Origin of the sequence: Streptomyces sp. NBC_01267, assembly GCF_036241575.1 — a bacterium.
Classification (GTDB): domain Bacteria; phylum Actinomycetota; class Actinomycetes; order Streptomycetales; family Streptomycetaceae; genus Streptomyces.
In genome coordinates, this window is sequence record NZ_CP108455.1 from 817,993 (window position 1) to 839,769 (window position 21,777).

At 70.5% G+C, this 21,777-nt stretch carries 15 protein-coding genes; 4 read left to right on the forward strand and 11 right to left on the reverse strand.

What is annotated here, in order from left to right:
* Nucleotides 1–84: 84 nt before the first annotated feature.
* Nucleotides 85–4,506 (reverse strand): WD40 repeat domain-containing protein, encoded by a 4,422-nt coding sequence (locus OG709_RS03875; RefSeq protein WP_329164821.1) that lies wholly within the window; start codon nucleotides 4,504–4,506, stop codon nucleotides 85–87.
* A 136-nt stretch (nucleotides 4,507–4,642) separates the two neighbouring features.
* On the opposite strand from OG709_RS03875, the gene OG709_RS03880 reads away from it, so the two are divergent.
* The 3 genes from OG709_RS03880 (at nucleotide 4,643) to OG709_RS03890 (ending at nucleotide 7,751) form a co-directional block, all read left to right on the forward strand.
* Entirely contained in the window at nucleotides 4,643–5,992 is a 1,350-nt protein-coding gene (locus tag OG709_RS03880; protein WP_329164822.1) for a lipase/acyltransferase domain-containing protein, read from the forward strand.
* A 159-nt stretch (nucleotides 5,993–6,151) separates the two neighbouring features.
* On the forward strand, nucleotides 6,152–6,727 hold the full coding sequence (locus OG709_RS03885; protein WP_250300644.1) for a hypothetical protein: 576 nt from the start codon (nucleotides 6,152–6,154) through the stop codon (nucleotides 6,725–6,727).
* Nucleotides 6,728–6,992: 265 nt separating this feature from the next.
* Nucleotides 6,993–7,751 carry a class I SAM-dependent methyltransferase gene (locus tag OG709_RS03890; RefSeq protein WP_250300645.1) on the forward strand — a complete coding sequence of 253 codons (759 nt, stop codon included), beginning with the start codon at nucleotides 6,993–6,995 and terminating at the stop codon, nucleotides 7,749–7,751.
* A gap of 98 nt (nucleotides 7,752–7,849) precedes the next feature.
* Here OG709_RS03890 and OG709_RS03895 read toward each other — a convergent pair whose 3' ends face one another.
* The 7 genes from OG709_RS03895 to OG709_RS03925 all read right to left on the reverse strand — a co-directional run bounded on the left by OG709_RS03895 (nucleotide 7,850) and on the right by OG709_RS03925 (nucleotide 16,307).
* On the reverse strand, nucleotides 7,850–9,826 hold the full coding sequence (locus OG709_RS03895) for an acetoacetate--CoA ligase (RefSeq protein ID WP_329164825.1): 1,977 nt from the start codon (nucleotides 9,824–9,826) through the stop codon (nucleotides 7,850–7,852).
* A gap of 46 nt (nucleotides 9,827–9,872) precedes the next feature.
* Complete coding sequence (locus OG709_RS03900) at nucleotides 9,873–10,451, reverse strand: RBBP9/YdeN family alpha/beta hydrolase (protein WP_250300648.1); 579 nt, start codon at nucleotides 10,449–10,451, stop codon at nucleotides 9,873–9,875.
* Nucleotides 10,448–11,788, reverse strand: a complete 1,341-nt coding sequence (locus OG709_RS03905; RefSeq protein WP_250300650.1) for an MFS transporter — start codon at nucleotides 11,786–11,788, stop codon at nucleotides 10,448–10,450. The genes OG709_RS03900 and OG709_RS03905 overlap by 4 nt, the downstream gene beginning before the upstream one ends.
* 33 nt (nucleotides 11,789–11,821) lie before the next feature.
* Nucleotides 11,822–12,736 carry a TauD/TfdA dioxygenase family protein gene (locus tag OG709_RS03910; RefSeq protein ID WP_250300651.1) on the reverse strand — a complete coding sequence of 305 codons (915 nt, stop codon included), beginning with the start codon at nucleotides 12,734–12,736 and terminating at the stop codon, nucleotides 11,822–11,824.
* A gap of 96 nt (nucleotides 12,737–12,832) precedes the next feature.
* Nucleotides 12,833–13,807: a quinone oxidoreductase family protein gene (locus OG709_RS03915; RefSeq protein ID WP_250300653.1), complete on the reverse strand. Its 975-nt coding sequence runs from the start codon at nucleotides 13,805–13,807 to the stop codon at nucleotides 12,833–12,835.
* 88 nt (nucleotides 13,808–13,895) lie between these two features.
* Nucleotides 13,896–14,954 (reverse strand): 3-keto-5-aminohexanoate cleavage protein, encoded by a 1,059-nt coding sequence (locus OG709_RS03920; protein WP_250300656.1) that lies wholly within the window; start codon nucleotides 14,952–14,954, stop codon nucleotides 13,896–13,898.
* A gap of 321 nt (nucleotides 14,955–15,275) precedes the next feature.
* A complete protein-coding gene (locus OG709_RS03925) occupies nucleotides 15,276–16,307 on the reverse strand; it encodes an AraC family transcriptional regulator (protein ID WP_250300658.1) in 1,032 nt (343 codons plus the stop codon).
* Nucleotides 16,308–16,532: 225 nt separating this feature from the next.
* On the opposite strand from OG709_RS03925, the gene OG709_RS03930 reads away from it, so the two are divergent.
* A complete protein-coding gene (locus OG709_RS03930; protein WP_266644221.1) occupies nucleotides 16,533–18,059 on the forward strand; it encodes a long-chain-fatty-acid--CoA ligase in 1,527 nt (508 codons plus the stop codon).
* A gap of 152 nt (nucleotides 18,060–18,211) precedes the next feature.
* On the opposite strand, the gene OG709_RS03935 is transcribed toward OG709_RS03930, so the two are convergent.
* The 3 genes from OG709_RS03935 to OG709_RS03945 all read right to left on the reverse strand — a co-directional run bounded on the left by OG709_RS03935 (nucleotide 18,212) and on the right by OG709_RS03945 (nucleotide 21,547).
* Nucleotides 18,212–19,204, reverse strand: a complete 993-nt coding sequence (locus OG709_RS03935) for an alpha/beta hydrolase (RefSeq protein WP_250300660.1) — start codon at nucleotides 19,202–19,204, stop codon at nucleotides 18,212–18,214.
* Between the two features lie 70 nt (nucleotides 19,205–19,274).
* A complete protein-coding gene (locus OG709_RS03940; protein WP_443068530.1) occupies nucleotides 19,275–20,267 on the reverse strand; it encodes an LGFP repeat-containing protein in 993 nt (330 codons plus the stop codon).
* Between the two features lie 59 nt (nucleotides 20,268–20,326).
* Entirely contained in the window at nucleotides 20,327–21,547 is a 1,221-nt protein-coding gene (locus OG709_RS03945) for a DUF4185 domain-containing protein (protein WP_329164831.1), read from the reverse strand.
* Between the last annotated feature and the right edge of the window lie 230 nt (nucleotides 21,548–21,777).

A 21,777-nucleotide genomic window follows, 5' to 3' on the forward strand; every position in this document is an offset into this window, starting at 1 on the left:
GACCGCTCCTGATCCCCTGGTGGACGACGAGTAAGAGCGGCAACGGCGCTCCGGGGTTCCGTAGATGGGGTTCCGTCTGGCCCGTCACCGGGTGAGCAGCGGACCGAGCCCCAGCAGCCGGAAGGCGAGCCAGTGTTCGTCGATCAGGACGTACACCGTGTCGGGCCCGACGGTGGTGAGCCCGGTGGCCGGGCCGGGCAGCGGGACGGTCACCGGGTCGCGATCGGGCCTGTCCGGGTTCCAGACCCGCAGGTGGTTGTCGGCGCAGACCGCCACGAGCAGGTCCTGGTCGTGGCGCTCCAGACGCGCCCAGCGCAGGACGGCGTCTCCCGTGTGGCGCAGCGTCAGGCGTTTCATTTCAGCGGGTGTTTCGCTCAGGTCCCAGAGTTCCAGGACGTGCTGGGGAACGTACGGGAAGACCGGTGGGGCCCCCGGTTCGGGGGACGGCCCGTGAGTGGCGACGGCGAGAGCCCACTCCCCCGACGGCATGCGCAGGGCCACCGGTCGCATGCGCGTGACCACGGGTGCCCAGGTGGCGCCCACCGGCCAGACTTCGGTGCCGTCCTCGGCTGCCCCGTGCACCTCGACATTCCCCTGGAAGTCGACCGCCGCCACCAGCCACTGGCCCTGCCCGTTCCCGAACGGCACCTCCGCCAGGTACTGTCCGGGCGCGAAGGCACCCTCGATCCGCACATGACCGGTGGGCCGATGCCACGCGAAGGCCAGCGGTGCCGACTTCTCGTAGCGCACGTACAGGACAGCGATCCGGCCCGGTTCGGTGAACGCGGTGAGCGACGTCACCGGTCCGGTGGTGCCCCGGTCCTCGTCCGCCGGTGCGAGCACCGTGACCTCCTCCTGCGTCGCGGCGTCGAGCAGCCGGACGACGGAGGAGTCCTCCTCCACCAGCGCCACGACCGACCTGCCGTCCGGGAGGAGCAGGGTGGCCAGATGCCGCACCGTGCGGTGCCCCGGCCACAGCGGCGCGTGCCTCCGGCCCTGGGCGTCCGTGAGCCACGCACCGCCCTCGACACCCACGACGGCGAGCGCCCAGGGCAGTTCCTCCGGAGGATGCGGGAGAGCGGAGATCAGCCGGGCGCGGTGCCGGTCGTAGTCGGGCTGGTCCGGTGAGCCGCCGCTGTTCGCGTCCCAGAGACGTACGGCGCCGTCCCAGCCCGCCGATGCGAACAGCGGGGTGCCGTTCCCCGAGGTGAGCGGGGTGAGCGCGTACGCCCCGGCGCCCGGTTGTGGCTCCGAGCGGCCCGGCGACGCGGGCTCCCGTAGGGAGAGGACGACCTGGTTGCCCGTACCCGCTCGGGTGCCTTCCGGATCCGTCGGCGCGGACACGCGGCTGTTGAGCAGACGCACCACGGTACCGGCGGCCGGATCGACGACGGCGATGCGTGACCCCTGACCGGCCACCGCGACCAGGGTGCGGTCGCCGGGAGTGAACGGTGCGAGTGCTCTGACGCTCCTGATCCGTCCGGGGACGACGCGGTACGTACTCAGCCGCTCGGGGTCCCAGATCCGTACGGTCCCGTCGTCGCCGCCCGAGACGGCCAGGCACCGGCCGGTCCCTGACATCCGCGCCACGGCGAGCGCGTGCACCGGGCCGGTGTGGCCGTACATCACTCCCGCGGGCGTCGCCGGGCCGCCGGACGGAGGCAGGTCCCACCGGCGCAGGAGACAGTCCGCCCCGGCCGACAGCAGGAAGCGGCGTCCGTCGGGCAGCCGGCCCGCGGCCAGCGCCGCCACCGGGGCCAGGTGGCCGCGCAGGACGGTGTGGCTCCAGTCGTCGGGGCTCCACACCCGCAGTACACGGTCCTTTCCCGCGGAGACCAGCAGGGGTGTCGGTCCGTCGACGGCCGTCAGGGACAGGACGACATCGCTGTGGGCCCGGAGCACCGTGACCGGCGAGCCGTCGGCGAGGTCCCACACATGGATGTCCCGGCCCGCCCCGGCCGCCAGCAGTTGCCGCCCCCTCGCGTCGACGAGCCGGGTGAGCGCGGTCACCGTGGCGTCCGCGCCGGTGAGGACCATCCGGGTCTCGCCCGGATCCGGGTCCCACAACCGCACCGTGGCGTCGCCGCCCGCCGAGGCGAGCAGTTCCCTGCCGTCGGCGTCCAGGACCGTGTGCAGCGCGGTGACCGGACCGGAGTGGCCGCGGAGCGCGACGCTGAAATCGTCGGGAACCGTGGACGCGGCGCTGAGCCGTGCGGGCAGGTCCGAGTGCCGGTGCAGCCAGTCCAGTACGGACGGTTCCTCGGCCAGTGCCGTCATCTGCAGGGTCCGCATCCGCTCGGTGGGCGACAGTTGCCGCAACGCCGGCGCGGCCCGTAGGTACAGCCGGGCGAGCGGCAGCGTGAACCGGCCCGGTAGCGCCCGTACCGCCGCCTCGGTCCGCGCCGGATCGGAACAGGTCAGGAAGCCGGGGTCGAGCATCATCTCGGGCAGCAGGCCCGCGGCCAGGGCGTGCCCTGCGGCGTGCCGGTGCAGATACGGGTGGGCTGCCTCCCAGGCGGCCGTGGAGCCGCCGGGCACCATGGCGCGCAGGGCGCGGGCGATGCGCTGCTGCGCGTCGGGCGGCGACTGGGCGCGGAAGTGGTCGATGAGGGCCTGATGGTAGAGACGGTAGACGGTGTGGCCCGACTCCCCCGACTCGACGAGATGGAATCCCGCGTACCGCAGCACCCAGGAGATGTCCTCGTCCCGGTAGACACGCCCGTCGTCCGCCAGCGCGGTCGCGAGGACGGGCCATACGTCGCGGCGGGGGATCCCCGCGCCCTCGGCCCAGGCCAGCGGGCGGAGCAGTCCGCGCAGCCGTCCGGGGTCGGCCGAGCGGCCGAACTCCTGGTCGAGGACGGCGGACAGACCGCCCGACAGCAGCTCCCGCAGGCGCCCTTCCGGGCTGCTGCCCGCTCGCAGTTCCCCGAGCACTGCACGGGCGGCGACCCTCGCGTAGAGGAAGATCCCGTCACTGGCCGCGGCGATCCGGTCCGCCCACGTCCACGCGAGCGACTCACGGTCTCGCAGCGGTGATCCTTCGGCCCCCGTCAACCGGCGCAGGGCGTAGGTCCTGAGGTCGGCGCCCGAGTCGGGCTCGTCGTCGAGGACGGCGAGTTGGTCGGGCGCGAGGGCCCGCAGCAACGGACCGCCCCGTGCGGTGGGCGTCGTCGCCTCGCCGCCCGCCCGGTGGGGGCGGGTGCCCACCAGCACCCGCACGCCCGGCAGTTCGGCGAGGGGCCGGAGCAGGTCGGCCGCGATGGGAACGGCTTCGGCGGGCTGGGCCTCGTCGAGGCCGTCGAGGACGACGGCCACCGGGCGGCCCAGTTCGCCCACCTGCTGGACGATCCGGGAGGCGCGGAGCCAGCCGTCGGTGGGTACGGGAAGGTGCAGGACGTCGGCCACGGCGCGCAGGCAGTCGTCGAGGGTCTTGTTGCGGCAGGACAACGCCAGATCGATCGAACCGAGCGGTGGCAGGGACGAGTTGGGGGTGTCGTCGAGTGCCCCTTCCTCCTCGGCGACCGTCCGCAGCCACGGCACCGACAGCGTCGCGATCCGGCCGAGCAGCGCGGACTTGCCCGTCCCCGGCGAGCCCGTCACGGCGAACAGGCCGCGCTCCGCCGTGGTCAGCCAGTCGATGACCCGTCGCATCAGGCGGTCACGTCCGCAGAAGTACCAGCCGGTCTCGCCGACCTCGATGCCCCGCGCGGAGAGCACCAGATGCTGGTCCACCGAATTGGCCCGGAGCCTGCGCAGCTGTTTGGTCTCCACGTCCTCGTCGGGGATGGCCGCGGCGGGGTGCAGGGGATTGCGCAGTACCGGGACCGGCGCGCCGCGCGCGAGATAGGCGGTCCGGCCATCCCGGTCCGCGAGCACCTGCCCGATCACATGGGCCAGTTCGTCGGAACGGATCTCCTCGTCGTGCTCGGTCCAGCGCCGGTCGTCGGGGCCACGCCGTACGACGTTCTCGAAGGCTTCCGCGAACACACCGTCCTCGGCGCTCTCGTAACCGCACGACGAGGCGATCACCGCGAACCGCCGGTCGGGCCCGGCGCTGCTGGTGTGGTCGATGACCTTGCTGATCTCGGCGGCCATCCGGGAGGCGGCGACCCCTCCGGCGCAGCAGTCGAGGAGGACCAGGACCTCGCTGAAGCTCTGGTGGACGAGGAAGCGTGCCAGCGCTGTCGTGGGGACCGCGTTGAAGCCGTCGAGTCCGGATACCGGGGAGTCCGCCGTCACCAGGAAGTGTTCGCCCGCGTCGACACAGGCGTGGCCGGTCCAGTACAGGACGAGCCGGGAGCCGCTGCTTCGCCAGGCCTTGAGCCTTGCGGTGATCTCGTGCCAGCCGTGTTTCCGGGCCAGTTCCGGCAGGTCGTGGTCGTATCCGAGCGACAGAAGCAGTTCGCGGACCCGCTGCACGCTCCCCGGAACGTGGCGCAGCGCGGGCCAGCCCCCGTCCTGGTAGTCGCCGACGCCGACCGTGACGAAGCGGGCGTCCTCCGTCATTCCAGCCCTCGCACCGTCGTACCCCCGTGGTCGTCCCCGCTGCGGTCTCCGGCAGGTCCGCAACAACGGTCCTGGCATCATGCATCACCGTCAACCAGGCGCATCGTACGGTGAATCGACCTGACAGGGGGAGCCGGTGCCGACGCACACAACAGCGGACCTGATCGTCGTCCTGCCCGGAATCATGGGGAGCGTACTGGCCAGGGACGGGCACGAACTCTGGAACCACACGCTGGCGGTCGCGGGACGCCATGCCCGCAGTGGACCGGGCGGGCTCGACCGTCTCGTGCTGCCGCCGGGCACGGGCGACGAGGACCCGGGTGACGGCGTCGAGGCCGTCGCCCTGCTCAAGGGGCTGCACGTGTTTCCCGGGGTGTCCGCGATCGACGGGTACGGCGTCCTCCTGCGGTTCCTCGAACGGCGCCTCGGGCTGTCGGCGGAGGCCGGGAACCTGCTGCCCTTCCCGTACGACTGGCGGCTCTCGGTGCGGCTGAACGCCCGGCGGCTCGCCGCGCGCGTGGAGCCCGCGCTCGCCGACTGGCGGCTCCGCAGCGCCAACCCGGGGGCGAAGGCGGTCTTCGTCGCCCACTCCATGGGTGGCCTGATCGCCCGCTACTACCTCGACGTCCTCGGCGGCCACGCCCACACGCGCTCCCTGCTCACCATCGGAACGCCGTACCGCGGCTCGCTGAACGCGCTGGATTCGCTGCACCGGGGGGTCGCACCCCGGCTCGGCAGGCTGACCGCGCCCTTCACCCGGCTGGCCCGCTCGCTGCCGTCGCTGCACCAGCTCCTGCCGACCTGGCCCTGTCTGGTCGACGAACAGGGCGGACGCTCGTCCCTGGCCGGACGCGCGGTGCCGGGCCTGGACTCCGTCGCGACCGAGGACGCCCTGCTCCTCCACCGCGAACTGGACGCCGCGCCGGGCGGCCGGTACGCCCTGCACGTCTTCGGCGGCTACCGCCAACCCACCCACCAGTCCGCGCGGGTCACGGCGGCGGGACTCGAACTGCGGCAGGACGTCGACGGGACCGACCACACAGGCGACGGCACCGTCCCCCGGTTCTCCTGCTTCCCCGCCCAGCTCACCGACGACTCCACCGTGCGCCACTTCGCCCAGAAGCACGGCGCGCTGCAGAACGAGAAGGCGCTGCTCAACCAGGTGGAGGCCGTCCTCACGTCCCGCGATCCCCGGCAGTTCCTCGACGGCCGGCAGGAGTTGTCGGTCCGGATCCCCGACATCGCCGACATCGGCGTGTGCCCCGTCGCGGTGATCGCGGACGACGACAGGCTCACGCTGGCGGCCACCGCGACCGATGAGGAGACCGGCGCGGTCGCCGTACGCACGCATCTACGCAACCGCGGCGACGGCCGCTACGGCACCGAACTCGACCTGCCCGGTCCGGGAACCTGGCGGGTGGCGGTGGGAGACCCGGTGAACCGGGGCCGCGTCCACGAGGTCACCAGCATCGTCCTGACGGGATAGCGCGGCGGTCGGCAGCCTGCAGAGCTCGTCCGCCTCCCACGGTGCCCCCTGCGACACCGCACAGCTCGCAGCGCCGCGGGCGTCCCGGGCGGCGGCCCCTCGCCCCTGGACGTAGCGTGGAAGACAGCGTGCGGAAGCGTAGCGCGGAGCGGAGACGTCATGTCGGGCGGCGGGAACAACGCACAGGCGTACGGGCCCGGGGGCCGCGCGCAGCGGAGGCCACGCCTGACCGAGCGCTGGAGAGTCACGCTGAGGCAGCGCTCCACCCCGACCCAGCGTTCGCTGTTCGCGGCGTGGCTCTCGTTCGGGGCCACGTTCGGCACGGTGCGGGTGATCACCCACGGCATCCGCGGAGGGTGGCTGCCCCTGGGGAACGTCTCGATGGGCGGCACGCATCTGCACCACTACAACCTGGGTATCGCGGCGATGTCGGGTGTCGGTCTGGTCGCGGTCCGGGGAGACGCCCAGTACGTCGGCCATCCGGTGGTGGCGTCCGCCTACGGGGCGGGGGCGGCCCTGATCGCCGACGAGTTCGCGCTGCTGCTGGATCTCCAGGACGTCTACTGGGCCAAGCAGGGCCGGGTCAGCGTCGACGTATCGCTCGGCATCATCTCGGCCCTCGGCCTCTATCTCACCGCCGTGCCGCTCTGGCACGAGCTGGCCAAGATCACCGGCCGCCACGCCCGCGAGAGCCTCAGCCGCCATGCCGGGGGGCTGCTCCCCGGCACCTACTGATTCACGGCAACCCCACCAGGCAGCTGACGTCTCTTTTTGCAGCATGAACCTCTGTACCCACACCAGAAGAACGCCCTGGAGAGCGGGCTTCACCATTTCGAGGAGTTCCGTATCCACGTCACACACGGCACGATGGGAGAACATCAGATTCCCCCAGGCGAGGCCACGTCCAGCGATCTTCCCGATCCTGGAGGCAATCCACGTGGTCCTCCCCATGTCGACGCCACCCAGAGCTCCAAGTGACAAGGGATCCGGGAGAAGAAACATGCCTGAAAAAGTCTCACATCTGACCGGCATTCAATTCGATTCCAATTACGACGGTGACGCGCTCTTCAGCCCTGACTCGCCACTGCGAGAGATCTGCGGTGACATCATCCCCTGGGACATCGGAGGTCCTCAGCCGGCTCTCGTCGAGATCGAGCAGGCCGGTGGGTTCCGGGGCGAAGTACTCGACCTCGGATGCGGCCTGGGCGAGAACGCGCGGTTCCTCGCAGGGCGAGGGCACCGGGTCACTGCTGTCGACGCATCACCCAATGCCATCAGGCTCGCTGTTGAGCGGACGGCACCGCTCGGTCTCGACGTGCAGTTCGTCGTCTCCGACGCCATCACCCTTGAGGGGCTCGACGCGGATGCCCGCTTCGACACCGTGATCGACAGCGCCCTCTACCACGGCTTGGACCCGGAAGAGCGAAAGCGGTATCTCGCCACGTTGCATCGCGTCAGCACGCCAGGCGCAACGTTGCACGTGATCTGCTTCTCGGACCTGCTGCCCAAGGAAATCGCGGCGCCCAACCGCTGTTCCGCGGAGGATGTGCGCAGCACCTTCGCCGGTGCGGGCTGGGCGATCAACAAGCTGGAACAGACCACCTATACGGTGTCCACGAGATTCGATCGGGACATCCTTTACCAGATCGTGGACGTGCTGAACGTCCCGGGCGGGCGGGAATTCGTGGGCGGCTTGCCCGCTGACGAACAGAACCGGCTGCTCCTGCCGGTATGGGCCGTCACCGCCGACCGGGCATAAGACGTGACCGGGTCCCGGGTCCGCTGGGTCAACAGCGGTTCCGGGAGCCGGAGTTCACCGGGGAGCACCGTTCGGCCGTGTTCGACAGCGGGCCGTGTCTACCTGGACGAGGCGGCGAAGGCGGCGAACCAACTCAGCATCTCGGGGTGGGTGATGGCACCGGCGCTGCTCACCTCATCGACGTCGGCGCCCTGGATGATCCGCTTGACCGGAACCTCCAGCCGCTTGCCCGTCAGGGTACGCGGCAACGCCGGCACCTCGGTGATGGCGTCCGGCACATGGCGGGGGGAGAGCTCACCGCGGATCGCCCCGGTGATCAGTGCGCGGAGACCGTCGTCGAGCGTCGCACCGTCCCCGAGGACCACGAACAACGGCATGAAGTACCGGCCGTCCGGCATCTCCGCCCCGATCACCAGGCTGTCGGCCACCTCGGGCAGCTGCTCCACGACGGCGTAGATGTCGGCCGAGCCCATCCGGACGCCCATGCGGTTGAGCGTCGAGTCCGAACGGCCCGCCACCACTACGGTCAGATCCCGGTCGACCGTGACCCAGTCACCGTGCCGCCAGACACCCGGGTACATGTCGAAGTAACTCCCCCGGTAGCGCGAGCCGTCCGGGTCGTCGACGAAGTGCAGGGGCATCGACGGCAGCGGTTCGGTCACCACCAGCTCGCCCTGCTCACCGACGACCGGCCGGCCCGAGGGGTCCCAGGCGGCCAGGGCGACGCCGAGGGCCGGGCACTGGATGCGGCCGACCCGTACCGGAAGCAGCGCGCTGCCGCCGGCGAGTACCGAGCAGATGTCGGTGCCCCCGCAGATCGACTGCAGCCAGACGTCGGGGCCGAGACGGTCCTGGGCCCAGCGCCAGGTGCTCGGAGGCAGCGACGAACCGGTCTGGAGGACGGTGCGCAGCGCGCTCAGGTCGGCCTCGGCCGCCGGGTGGGCGTCGGCCTTCTCGCCCGAGATCAGATAGGCCGCCCCCACGCCGACCACGCTCGCACGGGTCTGTTCGGCGACCCGCCAGACCCCGTTGACGTCCGGGTGGGTGGGGCTGCCGTCGTAGAGGACGATGGTCGAGCCGTGCAACAGGCCCGCGACCATGAAGTTCCAGACCATCCAACTGGTCGAGGTGTGGAAGAAGTAGCGGTCGTCGGCGCGCAGGTCGGCGCCCAGACCGAGCGCCTTGAGCAGTTCGACGACGATGCCCCCGTGGCTCTGCACGATGCCCTTGGGAAGCCCGGTGGTGCCCGAGGACCACAGGGTCCACAGCGGGTGGCCGAAGGGAACATCGGCGAAGACCAGTGGGACGTCCTGATCGAGCAGGGTGGACCAGGAGTGCTGTGCCACGTCGTCGCGCACCGTCCAGCGGGACTCGGCCGAGGACGGCCGCAGGTGGCCGACGGCCACCAGATGCCGCAGCGTGGGCAGCCCGGCCGTGATCTCCTCGACCGCGGGGAGCCGGTCGTACTCCTTGCCGCCGTGGCGGTAGCCGTCCACGGCCAGCAGGACCGTCGGGCGGGCCTGCCGCAGCCGCGCCAGCACACTGGGCGTACCGAAGTCGGGCGAGCACACGGTCCACAGCGCGCCCACCGCCGCGGTCGCCAGGACCCCGATCACGGCGTGCGGAGTGTTCGGCAGGTATCCGGCGACCGTGTCGCCGGGCCCCACTCCCAGCCTGCGCAACGAGGCCGTCAACGCGGCGACCTCGCGTCGCAACTGCGCCCAGGAGGTCTCCGCGGGTGCACCGCCCTCGTGCAGGCTGACGAGCGCCGGCCGCTCGTCGGAGGCGTGGGCGAAGCATCGTTCGGCGAAGTTCAGACGTGTGCCCGGGAACCAGGAGGCACCGGGCATCGACGCGTCCGCGAGTACCTCGTCATGAGGGGAACGGGCGTCCAGGCCGTAGTAGTCCCACACCGCGGACCAGAACCCGGGGACGTCGGTGGTGCTCCACCGCCACAGTGCCGCGTAGTCGGCGAACCGCAGTCCCCGGGTGCTGTCCAGCCAGCGCATGAAGTCGGCGACGTTGGAGGCCTCGGCCCGGACCGGGGACCACAGCAGTTCGGTGTCGTGATGCATCGTCGCTCCCTTGAGAGGTGGCTGAGGTGGGGTGTTCCGTGGGGCGTCAGCCCTGTTCGATCTCGCGTACGAGTTCCTCGGCCCGCGGCCACGGTCCGTAGCCCGAGCCGGGGTTGAGGTGCCCGACCTCGCCGAGCTGCACGAGACGGCTGCCCCAGCACTCGGCGAGCCGGGCGATGCGCACCGCCTTGCCCAGCGGGTCGTCACTGCTCGCCGCGACGACGCTGGGGAACGGCAGGGCGGTCCGCGGGGTGGGCGTCCAGCCGTTGCCGTGGAGCGTTTCGGGGGTCGGATATCCCTCCGGCAGCGGTGTGTCGAAGTCCGGAGGGGTCGCCAGCAGGGCGCCCACGACCGGACGGCTGCTGCTGCGCGCCCAGTGCACGGTGGTCATCACCCCGGCGCTGTGGGAGACCAGCACCACCGGTCCGGGAACTGCCGCGACCACCGATTCCAGTGCTGCGACCCTTGCCGCGCAGCTGAGTTGATTTTCCGTCAGGGGTGCGACGGTGCGCACCGTGCGCCCGGCTGCGGTGAGCCGTTCGGCCAGGATGGTCTGCCAGTGGTCGGGGACGTGGTCGCGCAGTCCTGGTACGACCACGATCGTGGCCCCGGTGCGGGTGTTCATGTGGTCACTGCCTTTGTTCGGGTGGCCGCAGGGGTGGCACGTGCGGCCAGTCGGAGGATGTCGCGGTCGTAGTGCCTGCGTCCGACGGCGAAAGCCAGCGCGGCGGCCATCGCGATCAGCGGCATCAGCCGCAGCGCGCCGAGCAGGCCGACGTGGTCCGCGGCCATGCCGGTCACCGCGGATCCCGGGGCCAGCCCGAGCAGGCTGTTCGCCAGTGTGAGGGTGCCGAAGGCCGTACCGGAGATGGCGCCGGGGGTCAGGTTGGCCACCATCGCGGCGGCCGGTCCGGCCGTCGCTCCCGACACCAGGGCCCCGGCCGCCAGCAGGACCATCTGTGCCGGTCCGGTCGGTGCGCCGAAGGCGGCCGACAGGAGGACGAGGGAGAGGAGGCTGCAGATGATCGCCGTGGTCCACTTACGGATAGCGAGGGTCCGGCCTGCCCGGTCGGCGACGACGCCTCCGAGGATCATGCCGATCCCGATGAGGAGCGCGAACAGGGCGGCAACGACGCCCGCTTCGGCGGTGGGCATGTGGTAGTAGCGGTTGAAGAAACTGGGCAGCCAGGCCAGCAGCGCCCCGGGGAGGAACAGTTGGAGGCCGCTGCCGACATAGGCACTGACCACCGAGACCGAGGAGAAGAGCTGCGCCAGGAGGTCCCGCAGCGGGGCCTTGGCACGTTCCTCGCGGCGGTCGCCGGTGGCATCGCGCCGTGGGTCGAGCCGCTTCTCGGTGACCACTACGGCGAACGTCGTGGCCAGAGCGAGTCCGAAGAACCCCATGATGCCGAACGCCCAGCGCCAGCCGAAGTGTTGGGCGATCACGCCGCTGAGCGCCACACCCAGGACCGAACCGAACGAGCCGCCCCCCATGAACGCACCGGAGAGGGTGGCCCGGAGGCGGGCCGGGAAGACGCTGAGGACGAGCGCGATGCCGACGCTGCCGTACGCGGCCTCGCCGATGCCGACGAACAGCCGGCCGAGGAACATCTGCCCGTAACCGGCCGCCACCGCGCAGGCGAGGGTGGCCACACTCCACGCCACCGCGGCGAGTACCAGGCTGCGCACCCGGCCCCAGCGGTCCGCCAGGAGGGACATCGGGAAGGTCAGCACGCCGACCGCCAGCGCCACGATGCCGCTGAGCGATCCCAGCTTCGCGTCGGTGAGACCCCAGTCCGCCTTCAACAGCGGAAAGACGGCATTGAGTACCTGGCGCGACATGTAGTCGGACAGCAGCAGTCCGAAACTCAGGGCGAAGACGGTCCAGGCGTAGCGCCGGGAGACAGCCGGTGCGGGAGAGCCGGTGCCGGGCGCCGGATCCGCAGTGGTGGGAAGACTCATCGGTACCACCTCTTCTGATCCTGGTCCGCTTCTTCAGAGAGGCCGGTCTCCGACGATTCCGCAGCGCTCCATCTTGCGGACGGCCGGCCAGTAGTCCTGGACGGCGTAGTGCTGCGTGGAGCGGTTGTCCCAGATGGCGAAGCTGTTCGGCTGCCAGCGCCAGCGGACCTGGTACTCGGGCACCGATGCCTGGCTGAGCAGATAGGTCAGCAGGTTGCTCGCCCCCGGCGCGTAGTCGATGCCGAAGCGCACGTTCTGCGGCGTGTGGTAGTTGGTGAGATGCGTGGTGAAACTGTTGACGAAAAGGATCTCCTCGCCGGTCTCCGGATGGGTCCGCACCACCGGGTGCTCGGCGTCGGGGTACCGGGCCTTCAGGGCGTGGCGCCGCTCCTCGGGCATCACCGCGCCGAACGACGCCTCGATACTGTGCCGGGCCCGCAGACCCCGGATCTGCGTCTTGATGTGGTCGGGCAGCCTGCGGTACGCCTCGGCCATGTTGATCCAGACGGTGTCCCCACCCACCGGCGGTGACTCCACACAGCGCAGTACGGCACCCATCGGCGGGTTCTCCCGCCAGGTCGCGTCGGTGTGCAGCGCGTTCTCGTAGTGATCGGGCGCACTGTCCAGGTCCTTGTAGATACGGACCAGCCCGGGGTGCTCGGGATCGCTGCCGGCCACCGGATGGTCCTCCAGCGGGCCGAACCGGGTGGCGAAGGCGACATGTTCGGCACGGGTGATGTCCTGCCCCCGCAGGAACAGCACCTTGTGCTCCAGGAGCAGTGCCCGGATCTCGGCGAACAGATCGTCGTCGTGCGCGGCGTCGGCCAGGTTCACGCCGGACAGCTCGGCCCCGATGGTGCAGGTCAGAGGCTCGGCCTTGATCGAGTGACGGACTTCCGGCCGGACGAGTGCCGGGGCGGCCGGGCGGGGCTTGCTGATCTGGGTCATGGTGGTACCTCCTGTGCGGGCTCGTGATCCGTGCGGTGTTCAGCGACGCCGGAAGGCGCCTGGGCCGTGCTCCGGGGAGGGTCGGAACGGGAAGGGTCAGAGGACGAAGACGGAGGATCCTGTCGTCCGGCCGCTCGCCAGGTCCCGGTGTGCCTGGGACGCGTCCTCGAGGGCGTAGCGCTGATTGATCTCGATCTTGATGCGTCCGGCGGCGACATGTCCGAACAGTTCGCCGGCCAGTTCGGCGCGCTCCGCCGGATCGGCGATGTAGTCGGCCAGGGCCGGGCGGGTCACGAAGGCCGATCCATGGAGGGCCAGTTGGGCGGCGTCGATCGGAGGTACGGGCCCCGAGGCGGTACCGAAGCACACCAGCAGGCCGCGCCGCCGCAGGGACGCCAGCGAATCGGCGTAGGTGGTCGCCCCGACGCTGTCGAACACCACCGGTACACCGGCGCCGCCGGTCAGTTCGCGCACCCGCTCGGCCACGTTCTCCCGCCGGTAGTACACGATGTGGTCGCAGCCGTGGGCGCGGGCGACCTCCGCCTTCTCCTCGGTGGATACCGTGCCGATCACCGTGAGGCCCAGCAGTTCGGCCCACTGGCAGACGATGAGCCCGACGCCGCCCGCCGCCGCATGCAGCAGCACCGTGTCGCCGGGCTTCAGCGGGTAGATCCTGCGCAGCAGGTACGAGGAGGTGAGGCCACGCATGGTCATCGCGGCAGCGGTCTCGAAGCCGATCTCGTCCGGCAGCTTGATCAGCGAGTCCGGAGGCATGATCCGTTCGGTGCTGTAGGCCCCGAGCGGGCTGCCGGTGTAGGTCACACGGTCCCCCTCGGCGAAGCCGGACACGTCCGCGCCGACCGCCTCGATCACGCCTGCGGCCTCCACGCCGAGTCCGGCGGGCAGCGGAGCCGGGTAGAGCCCGGTGCGGAAGTAGATGTCGGCGAAGTTCAGCCCCACCGCTTCGTGGCGAATCCGTACCTCGCCGGGACCGGGGTCCCCGACGGTGGCCTCCTCCCAGCGCAGTACCTCGGGGCCGCCGGTCTCGTGGAAGCGGATGGTGTGTGCCACGGGGAACTCCCTTGCTGTCTTCGGGGCGGCGGTGCCCGCGGGAGCCCGAGTGGGTACTCCGCGGGCACCGCCGTGGGGCGGGCGCGGGTCAGTTCTTGGGGTTGCGCAGCATGAAGCCGCGCTGCCCGGGGCGCCGGTTCGGCACCATGCCGAGCTGCGCGAGGGTCTCGTCGGTGTCCGTGAAGTACTCGCCGAGCCGGTAGATCTTCCTGGCTTCGAGCCCGGTCGCGACGGGACGGCCGAGGCTCTCCGAAATCCTGACCATCTGCTCCACCTGGGCGACCGAACTCATGGGCACGCCCTTGCGGCTCCAGAGGTTGTCCTCGTTGCCGACCCGTACGTGAGCGCCGAGCGCGATCCCGATCGCGTTCATCGGCGCCACGGCGCGCATGGAGCTCTCGATGGTGAGGACGGCGCCGTCCGGGGTGCGACGGATGAACTCGATCAGGTCGGCGGGGTGCCGGCCGGCGAATCCGCCGCCGATCGCCACGTAGTTGAGGACCAGCGGGCCGGTGTGGATCCCGGCCCTGATCAGCCGCTCCACGGTCTCCAGCTGGGCCAGGGTGGCGAGTTGGAAGTGCGGCTGGATGCCGTTCGCGCGGAGCCGTTTCAGGTGTTCCAGGTAGAAGTCCGGTCCGGCCTCGACGACCATGTCCCGGTACGCCTTGTACATCGCCGGGTTCGCGATCGACGTTCCCTGGAGGTCGTCGTCCGTCATGATCTCGACGATGTTCATCTGGCTGGTGTTGATGGCGATCGTCACCTGGTCGGGCCTGGGGTCGAGATCGGCCAGCAGGTGGCGGGTGTCGTAGCTGAGCCACTTCGCCTCGTCGCCCTCGCCCTCGGGGGCGAAGGAGATCGATCCGCCGATCTGCAGGACCATGTCCGGCACGGCCTCGCGCAGCCGGCCGATCAGCTCGTTGAACATGGACATCCGCTTGGAGCCGTGGCCGTCGAGCTCGCGCACGTGGATGTGCAGCACGGTGGCGCCGGCGTCGTAGCAGTCGACGGCGGCCTGGACGTGCTCGTCCATGGTGAGGGGGATGTCGTCGGCGTCACCGGGCAGCCACTCGGGTCCGTAGGGCGCCGCCTGGATGACCAGCGGTTCCTGGTTCTCGGGATAGAGCGAGTCGTCGTGGAAGTGCACGGTCCGTCTCCTTCGTCGGTTGGGTCGGCCCCCACCTGCGTCTGGTACGCGGGGTGGCACGAGCCTGATGGCGAGGACGGGGTGAGGCCGTGACGACCCTGCCGTGCACAGACGGCTCGGATCGGGAGTACCTGCGGGCCGCCCTCGCGGAACGCGGCTACGTTGCGGTGAACCCCAAGGTAGGAGCCGATGAACGCGCGCGCTTAACCCTGTGGGACGGGGAACTTGCCGTTTGGGGACTCTCCCGCGACGGTGCGGTGACGGACCCACGGCAGCCTGCTGCGAGGCACCGCAGCGGTGAGTGAGCGCCCGGAGGGGCGGTCAGTGGGGGTCGGTCCTCGTGAGGTCGGAGCCGGTCGTCGCCCGGCCACGCCACTCCCTCGGGCTGCACCCGAACTGCTCCCGGAACCAACGGGAGAAGGCACTGGCCGTGGAGAAGCCGAGCAGATCGGAGACCTCGGTGAGAGAGCGGCTCGGGTTCGCCACGAACTGCTCGGCCATCCGCACGCGCGTCGAATTGAGGAGCGAGGAAAAGGTGTCGCCGGTGCTCGCGAGGCGCCGGTGCACGCTGCGCCGGTCCACGCCCAGGCTGCGCGCGACCCGGTCCACCGAGCACCGCCCGGTCGGCAGCAGGACCTCGATCAGCTCGCGCACCCGGTCCACGGTGTCGGTGTCCCTCGGAACCGCGACGGTCTCGACGTACTGCCGGGCATAGTTCCTGAGCAGCGGATCGGACGCCGTGTTGGGCAGGTCGAGATCACTCGCCGAGAAGATGATTCCGTCGAATTCCTGGTCGAACTGCACCGTCGGGCCGAAAATCCGCCGATGCGTGCCGCGGTCCGCCGGCGCCCCATGGGCGAAGTACACGGAGAGTGGCAGCCACTGGGGGCCCAGGAACATGCGCAGCACCAGGTGGAACGCGCCCACGGCCAGCTCGGTGGCCTGCCGGGCCTCCACCGCCTCCCCGAAGTCGAGTGCCACCTTCAGGGTGGCCAGGTCCTCCCGCTCGGAGAGCCGGGCATGGAGTGCCGCGTTGTACATGTGCTCATGGCGCAGCAGCAGCTCCAGCACACTGCGTACGTCCGGTTCCTCACGGAGGGCGAGGCTGATGGGGCCGAGACTGCCCAGGCGCCGGAACTCGGACATCCGCAGGCCGAAGTCCTCATGGCCGGAGTCGGCCGCCGAGACTTCCAGCAGGCGGGCCACCGCAACGCCGGAGATCCACCGGTCCTGCACGGTGAGGGCGGCGGCGTCCAACCCCACACGCTGCATGAGCGGCTGCGGGTCGATGGCCAGCGAACGGCTCAACTCCACATAGCCGTTGAGTGCCGCGCTGCGGACAAGCGGTCTCATCGCACTCCTCACCGCGGTGTCCCCGAAAGGTAAGTAGCCTGTCCCGCCACGTCAAGCACCCGGATGCCGCGCGACCTACCGTGGTGGCTCCGCAGGTGCACCGCGGACGGCCGGCGACCGCGCGGGGCACCCTGACAGAGGATGCGGCGTTCGACCACGGGCAGGGCATCCGGTGCCGGGCCCGTGGCAGACGCGCCGGCTGCTCCGACCCGAGGAGGCAACGGCATGACCAACCTGGCCACATTCCTGGTGCACGCCGCCCGGCAGCACGGCGGCCGAGTCGCCGTACGCGAGTCCGAAACCGTTCTGACGTACGCGGAACTGGACGACGCGAGCGCCCGGATGGCGGCGCTGCTCCACGCCGACGGAGTCCGGCCGGGCGATCGGGTCGCCCTGGCGATGCCCAACATCACTTCCTTCCCGGTCGCGTACTACGGCGTCCTCCGCGCCGGGGCCGTCGTGGTGCCGATGAATCCGCTGCTCAAGGCACGGGAGATCGCGTTCGTGCTCCGCGACTCCGGTGCACGGACGGTGGTGACGTCTCCGATGTCGGCGGGGGAAGCCACCCGGGCCGCGGCGGAGACCGGGGCCGAGTGCCTGGTCACGGGCTCGGCGGCGTTCGATGCCGCGCTGCGGGCCGTGTCGCCGGAGCCCGGGGTCGGCGACCGGGCGCCGAGCGACACAGCGGTGATCCTTTACACCTCCGGCACGACCGGCACCCCGAAGGGCGCCGAGCTCACGCACGGCAATCTGATCAGCAACACGGTCACCACGGTCGAGACGCTGCTGACGTTGGGGCCGGACGACGTGCTCTTCGGCGGACTCCCCCTGTTCCACGCGTTCGGACAGACCTGCGCCCTCAACGCCGCGATCTCGGCGGGGGCGGCACTCACCCTGCTGCCACGGTTCGATCCGCGCCGGGCGCTGGAGATCATGCACCGGGACCGGGTCACCGTCTTCCTCGGCGTGCCCACCATGTACACCGCCCTGCTCCGGACCGAGACCTCCGACGGCTTCGACGCCTCCGGTCTCTCCCGGCTGCGGCTGGCCGTGTCCGGCGGCTCGGCGCTGCCCGTCGAGATCCTGCACGCGTTCGAGCAGAACTTCGACGTCATCGTGCTGGAGGGGTACGGGCTGTCCGAGACCTCCCCGGTGACCTCGTTCAATCATCCGGACCGGCCTCGCAAGGCAGGGTCGATCGGGCTGCCCGTCCGCGGCGTCGAGATGACCCTCGTGTCGGCGGAGGGCGCGCCGGTGCGTCCCGGCGAGGTCGGTGAGATCGCGATCCGCGGCGAGAACGTCATGAAGGGCTACTGGAACCGGCCGGAGGCGACCGCCGGGGCCTTGCACGACGGGTGGTTCCGCAGCGGCGACCTCGCACGCGTCGACGAGGACGGCTTCTACTTCATCGTCGACCGTCGGAAGGACCTCATCATCCGCGGCGGGTACAACGTCTACCCGCGGGAGGTCGAGGAGGTGCTGTACGAGCACCCCGCCGTGGCCGAGGCCGCGGTCGTCGGTGTGCCGCACGACCTGCACGGCGAGGAGGTGGCCGCCGTCGTCGTCCGGCGGGAGGGCAGCGGGGCCACGGCGGACCAGATCCGTGACTTCGTCCGTGAGCGGGTGGCCGCCTACAAGTACCCCAGAATCGTGACGTTCACCGACGAACTCCCCAAGGGGGCTACGGGCAAGATCCTCAAGCGTGAGATCACGGTCGAGGATCTGGAGGGTTCCGCAGGGGACAGCGGGTGAGTGGCGCGTGAGTCGTGGCGACGGCCGGATCACGGTCCAGGGCCGTCGCCACGTCCCGCTCCGCCACGACGGGCCGACGTTCCCCGGCTGAAGGGCAGGCACCGGGCACGCTGACACCGGCGTCGCGCACCCGGCCTGCCGGACCGCCTCGGCTACGCCTTACGGAGACGGCCGACGATGCCGTCGATGTCCAGACGGACCATGGCTTCGCGAATGATGTGTCCGCCGGGCTCCTCGTGTGCCTCGTACGGGATGCCCGCGTTGTCGAGGAGGCCGCGGAATTCCCGCTGCCCGGCGAGCACTTGGGTCTCGTTGAACGAGTCGAACGGGTTGGTCGGGTCGGGGCTGGTGCCGGCGACCAGGAAGACCCGCTTGTTCCGGTAGCTCTCGATGCGCTCCACCGGGTTGTCGGCGCTGACCCTGGCCTCGTCCCACAGCGGCGCGCCGTAGACCGTGCCACCGCCCAGGTCCGAGGCCGCGGAGGACACGTTGGCCCAGTGGACGACCAGACCGCCGTCGCGGCGCAGACTGGCCGGCCCGGAGTGGGCGCTCACCGAGGCGAAGGTTCCGTAGTACTTCGCCGCGTACTTCAGAGCCCCGAAGCCGCCCATCGAGAACCCCGACACGGCACGGCCGTCGTACTCGGCGTACGTCCGGAAGTTCGCCTCGACCCACGGGAGCAGCTGGTTCATGTGGAAGGCCTCCCAGTTGCGGGGGCCGGCGTTGGAGCTGACCGGGTTGGAGTACCAGCCCGCGTGGCCACCGTCGGGCATCACGACGATGAGCGGCTTGCCGGCCGTCCAGTCGCGGATGTTCTGGGGCGGGCTGTCGAAGGTGATGAAGTCCTGGAGGCCGCCGTGGAGCAGGTACAGGACGGGGTAGGTGCGACCGCTGGTGTGGTAGTCGTCGGGGAGCAGGACGTTGACGCCGGGGTTCCAGCCGATCTCGGCGGTCTGGAACCGGTAGTACCACATGCGGGGGTCGCTCTCGTTGTGCTCGACGATGTGCAGCCCGAAGCCGTCGTCGGCCGCGGCGGCCGACGACGCGGACGCGAGGACGCCCGCGCCCCCGACTGCCAGCGCCGCGGACGCGCCGCCGACGGCCTTGAGGACACTCCTGCGCGTGGGCCGGTGCTCGCTCAACATGATCTCCTGATTCGCATGACTGACGGGATTGCTGACAGTTGGTGACGGTCCGGCACTTATGGCTGATCCGTCAGTTGTCGGTGATCCAGGTGCCCCGGTCGGCGTTCCAGTGGATCGTGACCTTCTGGAACTGCTGGGCCCTGCCGTTGCCCTCGTCCACCTCGTCGGCGACGGGGTAGCCGAGAGCGCCCTCGTGGCCCGCGGCGTGGAACGCGTCGTAGATCGCGCCGTGGACGATGTGCGCACCGGTCTGCGGCGACCACAGGAACAGGCCGTGTTCGAAGAACTGGTAGCGGCCCCGGGTACCGTCGGGCGCCTGTGCGGCGTCCGCCTCGTCCATCGTCGGGAAGCCCCAGCTGCGCTCCGCGTCCGTCGCCCAGAACTCGGTCAGGATGTCCCCGTGGACCGCGTAGGCCACGTCCGGGTGCCAGAGGATGATGCCGTTCTGGAACTGCTGGAAGCGCCCGCCGAGGGAGGCGTCCGCCTCGGCGCGGATCGGCGGCCCGAGGATGCCACCGGGGCCGCCCAGGTCGGCGTACTTCGCCCCGATCGTGCCGTACGGCTGGAACGCCTCGTCCCGCTGCTGCCGGGCGGTGCCCTCCGCCTCGTCGTACCGGTCCGGGTAGGCGGAGCGCTGCACGGCCTGGGCGAGCTGCCCGGCGGTACTGCCCTCCATGCCGGGCTCCATCTGCTGGGCCACTTCGAAGAACTTGCCCGCCGCGTAGTCGACGTCGAGGATCTGTTCAGCCGTGCCCCAGCCCTGTGAGGGCCGCTGCTGGAAGACACCGAGTGAGTCCCGGTCCCCGCAGTTCAGGTTGTTCATGTGGGACTCGACCCAGCCCGTCTCGAAGCCGGCCAGCATCACCTTGTCGGAGACGTTCATGCGCTGGCCCACCTCGTAGACCTTGCGCGTGACGGCGATGTCCCGGTCGGCCGGGACGTCGCAGAACACCGCGGCGGGCGCCCGGTTCCCGAGAGGTCCGGGCACGGGGTTCGCGTCCCGCGCCCACGCGGGCCGACCGCTCAGCGCGGTCACGACCGCCATGAGCAACAGCACAGCCATCACACATCCCGCACGCCGAACGGCGGCACTGTCCCGCCGGACGCCACCCACGAAGCCCGTCACGGGTTCACCCCGTCGAACTGGAGCGCCCAGTACGGAGGGGAGCCCTTCTGGCCGTTCCACTGGGAGACGATCAGCGTCAGGGAGGTGGCGCTCGCGCTGCCGGGGTGGATGTAGCCGCCGTACAGGGTGGGCACCTGAGGCCTGCCCCAATGGCTGGGCGGGACCGTGTTGTTGCCGACGATCTGCGGGGTGGGCGCGGACCACACCGCGTCGGGGCGGGACGCGGTGCGGGTGCAGATCGAGTAGTCGTCCACGTCGAAGTAGCTCATGCAGTACGTGGATCCGATCCGTTTCACGGAGAACTCACCGATGTTGTTGCCGGTGAGGATCGCCGAGGGCGCCGCATCCGTGGTCCACTGCCAACTGTTGCCCACGTACGCCCAGTTCTGCTGTGCTCCGAAATTTCCGTCGCGGAAGTCGCTCGGCTGGATACGGAACAGCTGGATCGCACCGCCGTCGGCGGTGTTGCGGTGGCTGCCGTTCCAGCGCTTGGAGAAGACGTACAGCCAGCCGTCGGGGTCGATGCCCGCGAACGACCACATGCCGTACATGGACTGGTTGGTTCCCTGCTCGTCACCGGCCCAGTGGTACGGGTAGTCGGTCCAGGTGACCCCGTAGTCGTCGGAGTAGGCGACGCCGGACATCAGGGAACCGTCACGGCCGGCACCGGGGGTCCAGGTGTTCACGGACGTGTACTGGAGGTAGGTACGGCCGCCGAACTCCACGCAGTCGTTGGGGATGCGGCTGAATTCCCAGCCGTGGCCGTTGTCCTGCTGAGGGGTGTAGTCGAAGAGCTGCCGTGCCCCTCCGCCGCTGGGCATCGCCCAGGTGAACGAGATCGGGGTCTGTCCCGAGGCGTCGAAACCATCCTGGTTCAGCATGATCGGCGAGCCCATGTAGTCGCCGGTCTGCTGAATGCCGGTCCACGAGTCGCCGAAGACATAGCCCCACGAGCCGTCGTGCTCCCGGTAGTAGGGGATCGCGAGGTCGCCGGAGCCCAGGCCCTGGGCGCTCGCCGAGTCACCGGGCTGGTCGCACAGGGAGGCGCCGCTTGCGAGGACGCGCGGGCCGGTACGCGGTTTCGGCGTGCTCCCGGTCGCCGCAGCGGCGGGCAAGGGGGCGGCGGCCAGCCCCGCCCCGAGAACGAGCCCCACACCCGCCTTGAGTGTCAGTCGGCGGGTGAGCGGTTGGTCCTGCGGTCTCGGTTCGACGGACATCGTGAACCTCTCTGAGGGTGAGGGTGTGGAGTTGTCGTACGAGGTCAGGCCGAGTTGGAGTTGCCCTTCGGCGGTACGAGCGGGGCGAGTTGACCGACGGAGAGCCAGTAGATCCGCTTGCCGCTGAAGGACGCGGGGCCTGCGAGCAGATCAGATGTCATGGAACCCTCCTCGGACCGGGTCGTCCCCGTCCGTGGACCGGCACGACCCGCACGGTAGTGACAGGGACC

Excerpts from the sequence above, each read along its gene's own strand:
- OG709_RS03925 (WP_250300658.1), bottom strand. The coding sequence starts at position 16,307 with ATGAGACCGCTTGTCCGCAGCGCGGCACTCAACGGCTATGTGGAGTTG.
- OG709_RS03935 (WP_250300660.1), bottom strand. The coding sequence starts at position 19,204 with ATGTTGAGCGAGCACCGGCCCACGCGCAGGAGTGTCCTCAAGGCCGTC.
- OG709_RS03900 (WP_250300648.1), bottom strand. The coding sequence starts at position 10,451 with ATGAACACCCGCACCGGGGCCACGATCGTGGTCGTACCAGGACTGCGC.
- OG709_RS03890 (WP_250300645.1), top strand. The coding sequence starts at position 6,993 with ATGCCTGAAAAAGTCTCACATCTGACCGGCATTCAATTCGATTCCAAT.
- OG709_RS03905 (WP_250300650.1), bottom strand. The coding sequence starts at position 11,788 with ATGAGTCTTCCCACCACTGCGGATCCGGCGCCCGGCACCGGCTCTCCC.
- OG709_RS03885 (WP_250300644.1), top strand. The coding sequence starts at position 6,152 with ATGTCGGGCGGCGGGAACAACGCACAGGCGTACGGGCCCGGGGGCCGC.
- OG709_RS03940 (WP_443068530.1), bottom strand. The coding sequence starts at position 20,267 with ATGGCTGTGCTGTTGCTCATGGCGGTCGTGACCGCGCTGAGCGGTCGG.
- OG709_RS03875 (WP_329164821.1), bottom strand. The coding sequence starts at position 4,506 with ATGACGGAGGACGCCCGCTTCGTCACGGTCGGCGTCGGCGACTACCAG.
- OG709_RS03945 (WP_329164831.1), bottom strand. The coding sequence starts at position 21,547 with ATGTCCGTCGAACCGAGACCGCAGGACCAACCGCTCACCCGCCGACTG.
- OG709_RS03930 (WP_266644221.1), top strand. The coding sequence starts at position 16,533 with ATGACCAACCTGGCCACATTCCTGGTGCACGCCGCCCGGCAGCACGGC.
- OG709_RS03910 (WP_250300651.1), bottom strand. The coding sequence starts at position 12,736 with ATGACCCAGATCAGCAAGCCCCGCCCGGCCGCCCCGGCACTCGTCCGG.
- OG709_RS03895 (WP_329164825.1), bottom strand. The coding sequence starts at position 9,826 with ATGCATCACGACACCGAACTGCTGTGGTCCCCGGTCCGGGCCGAGGCC.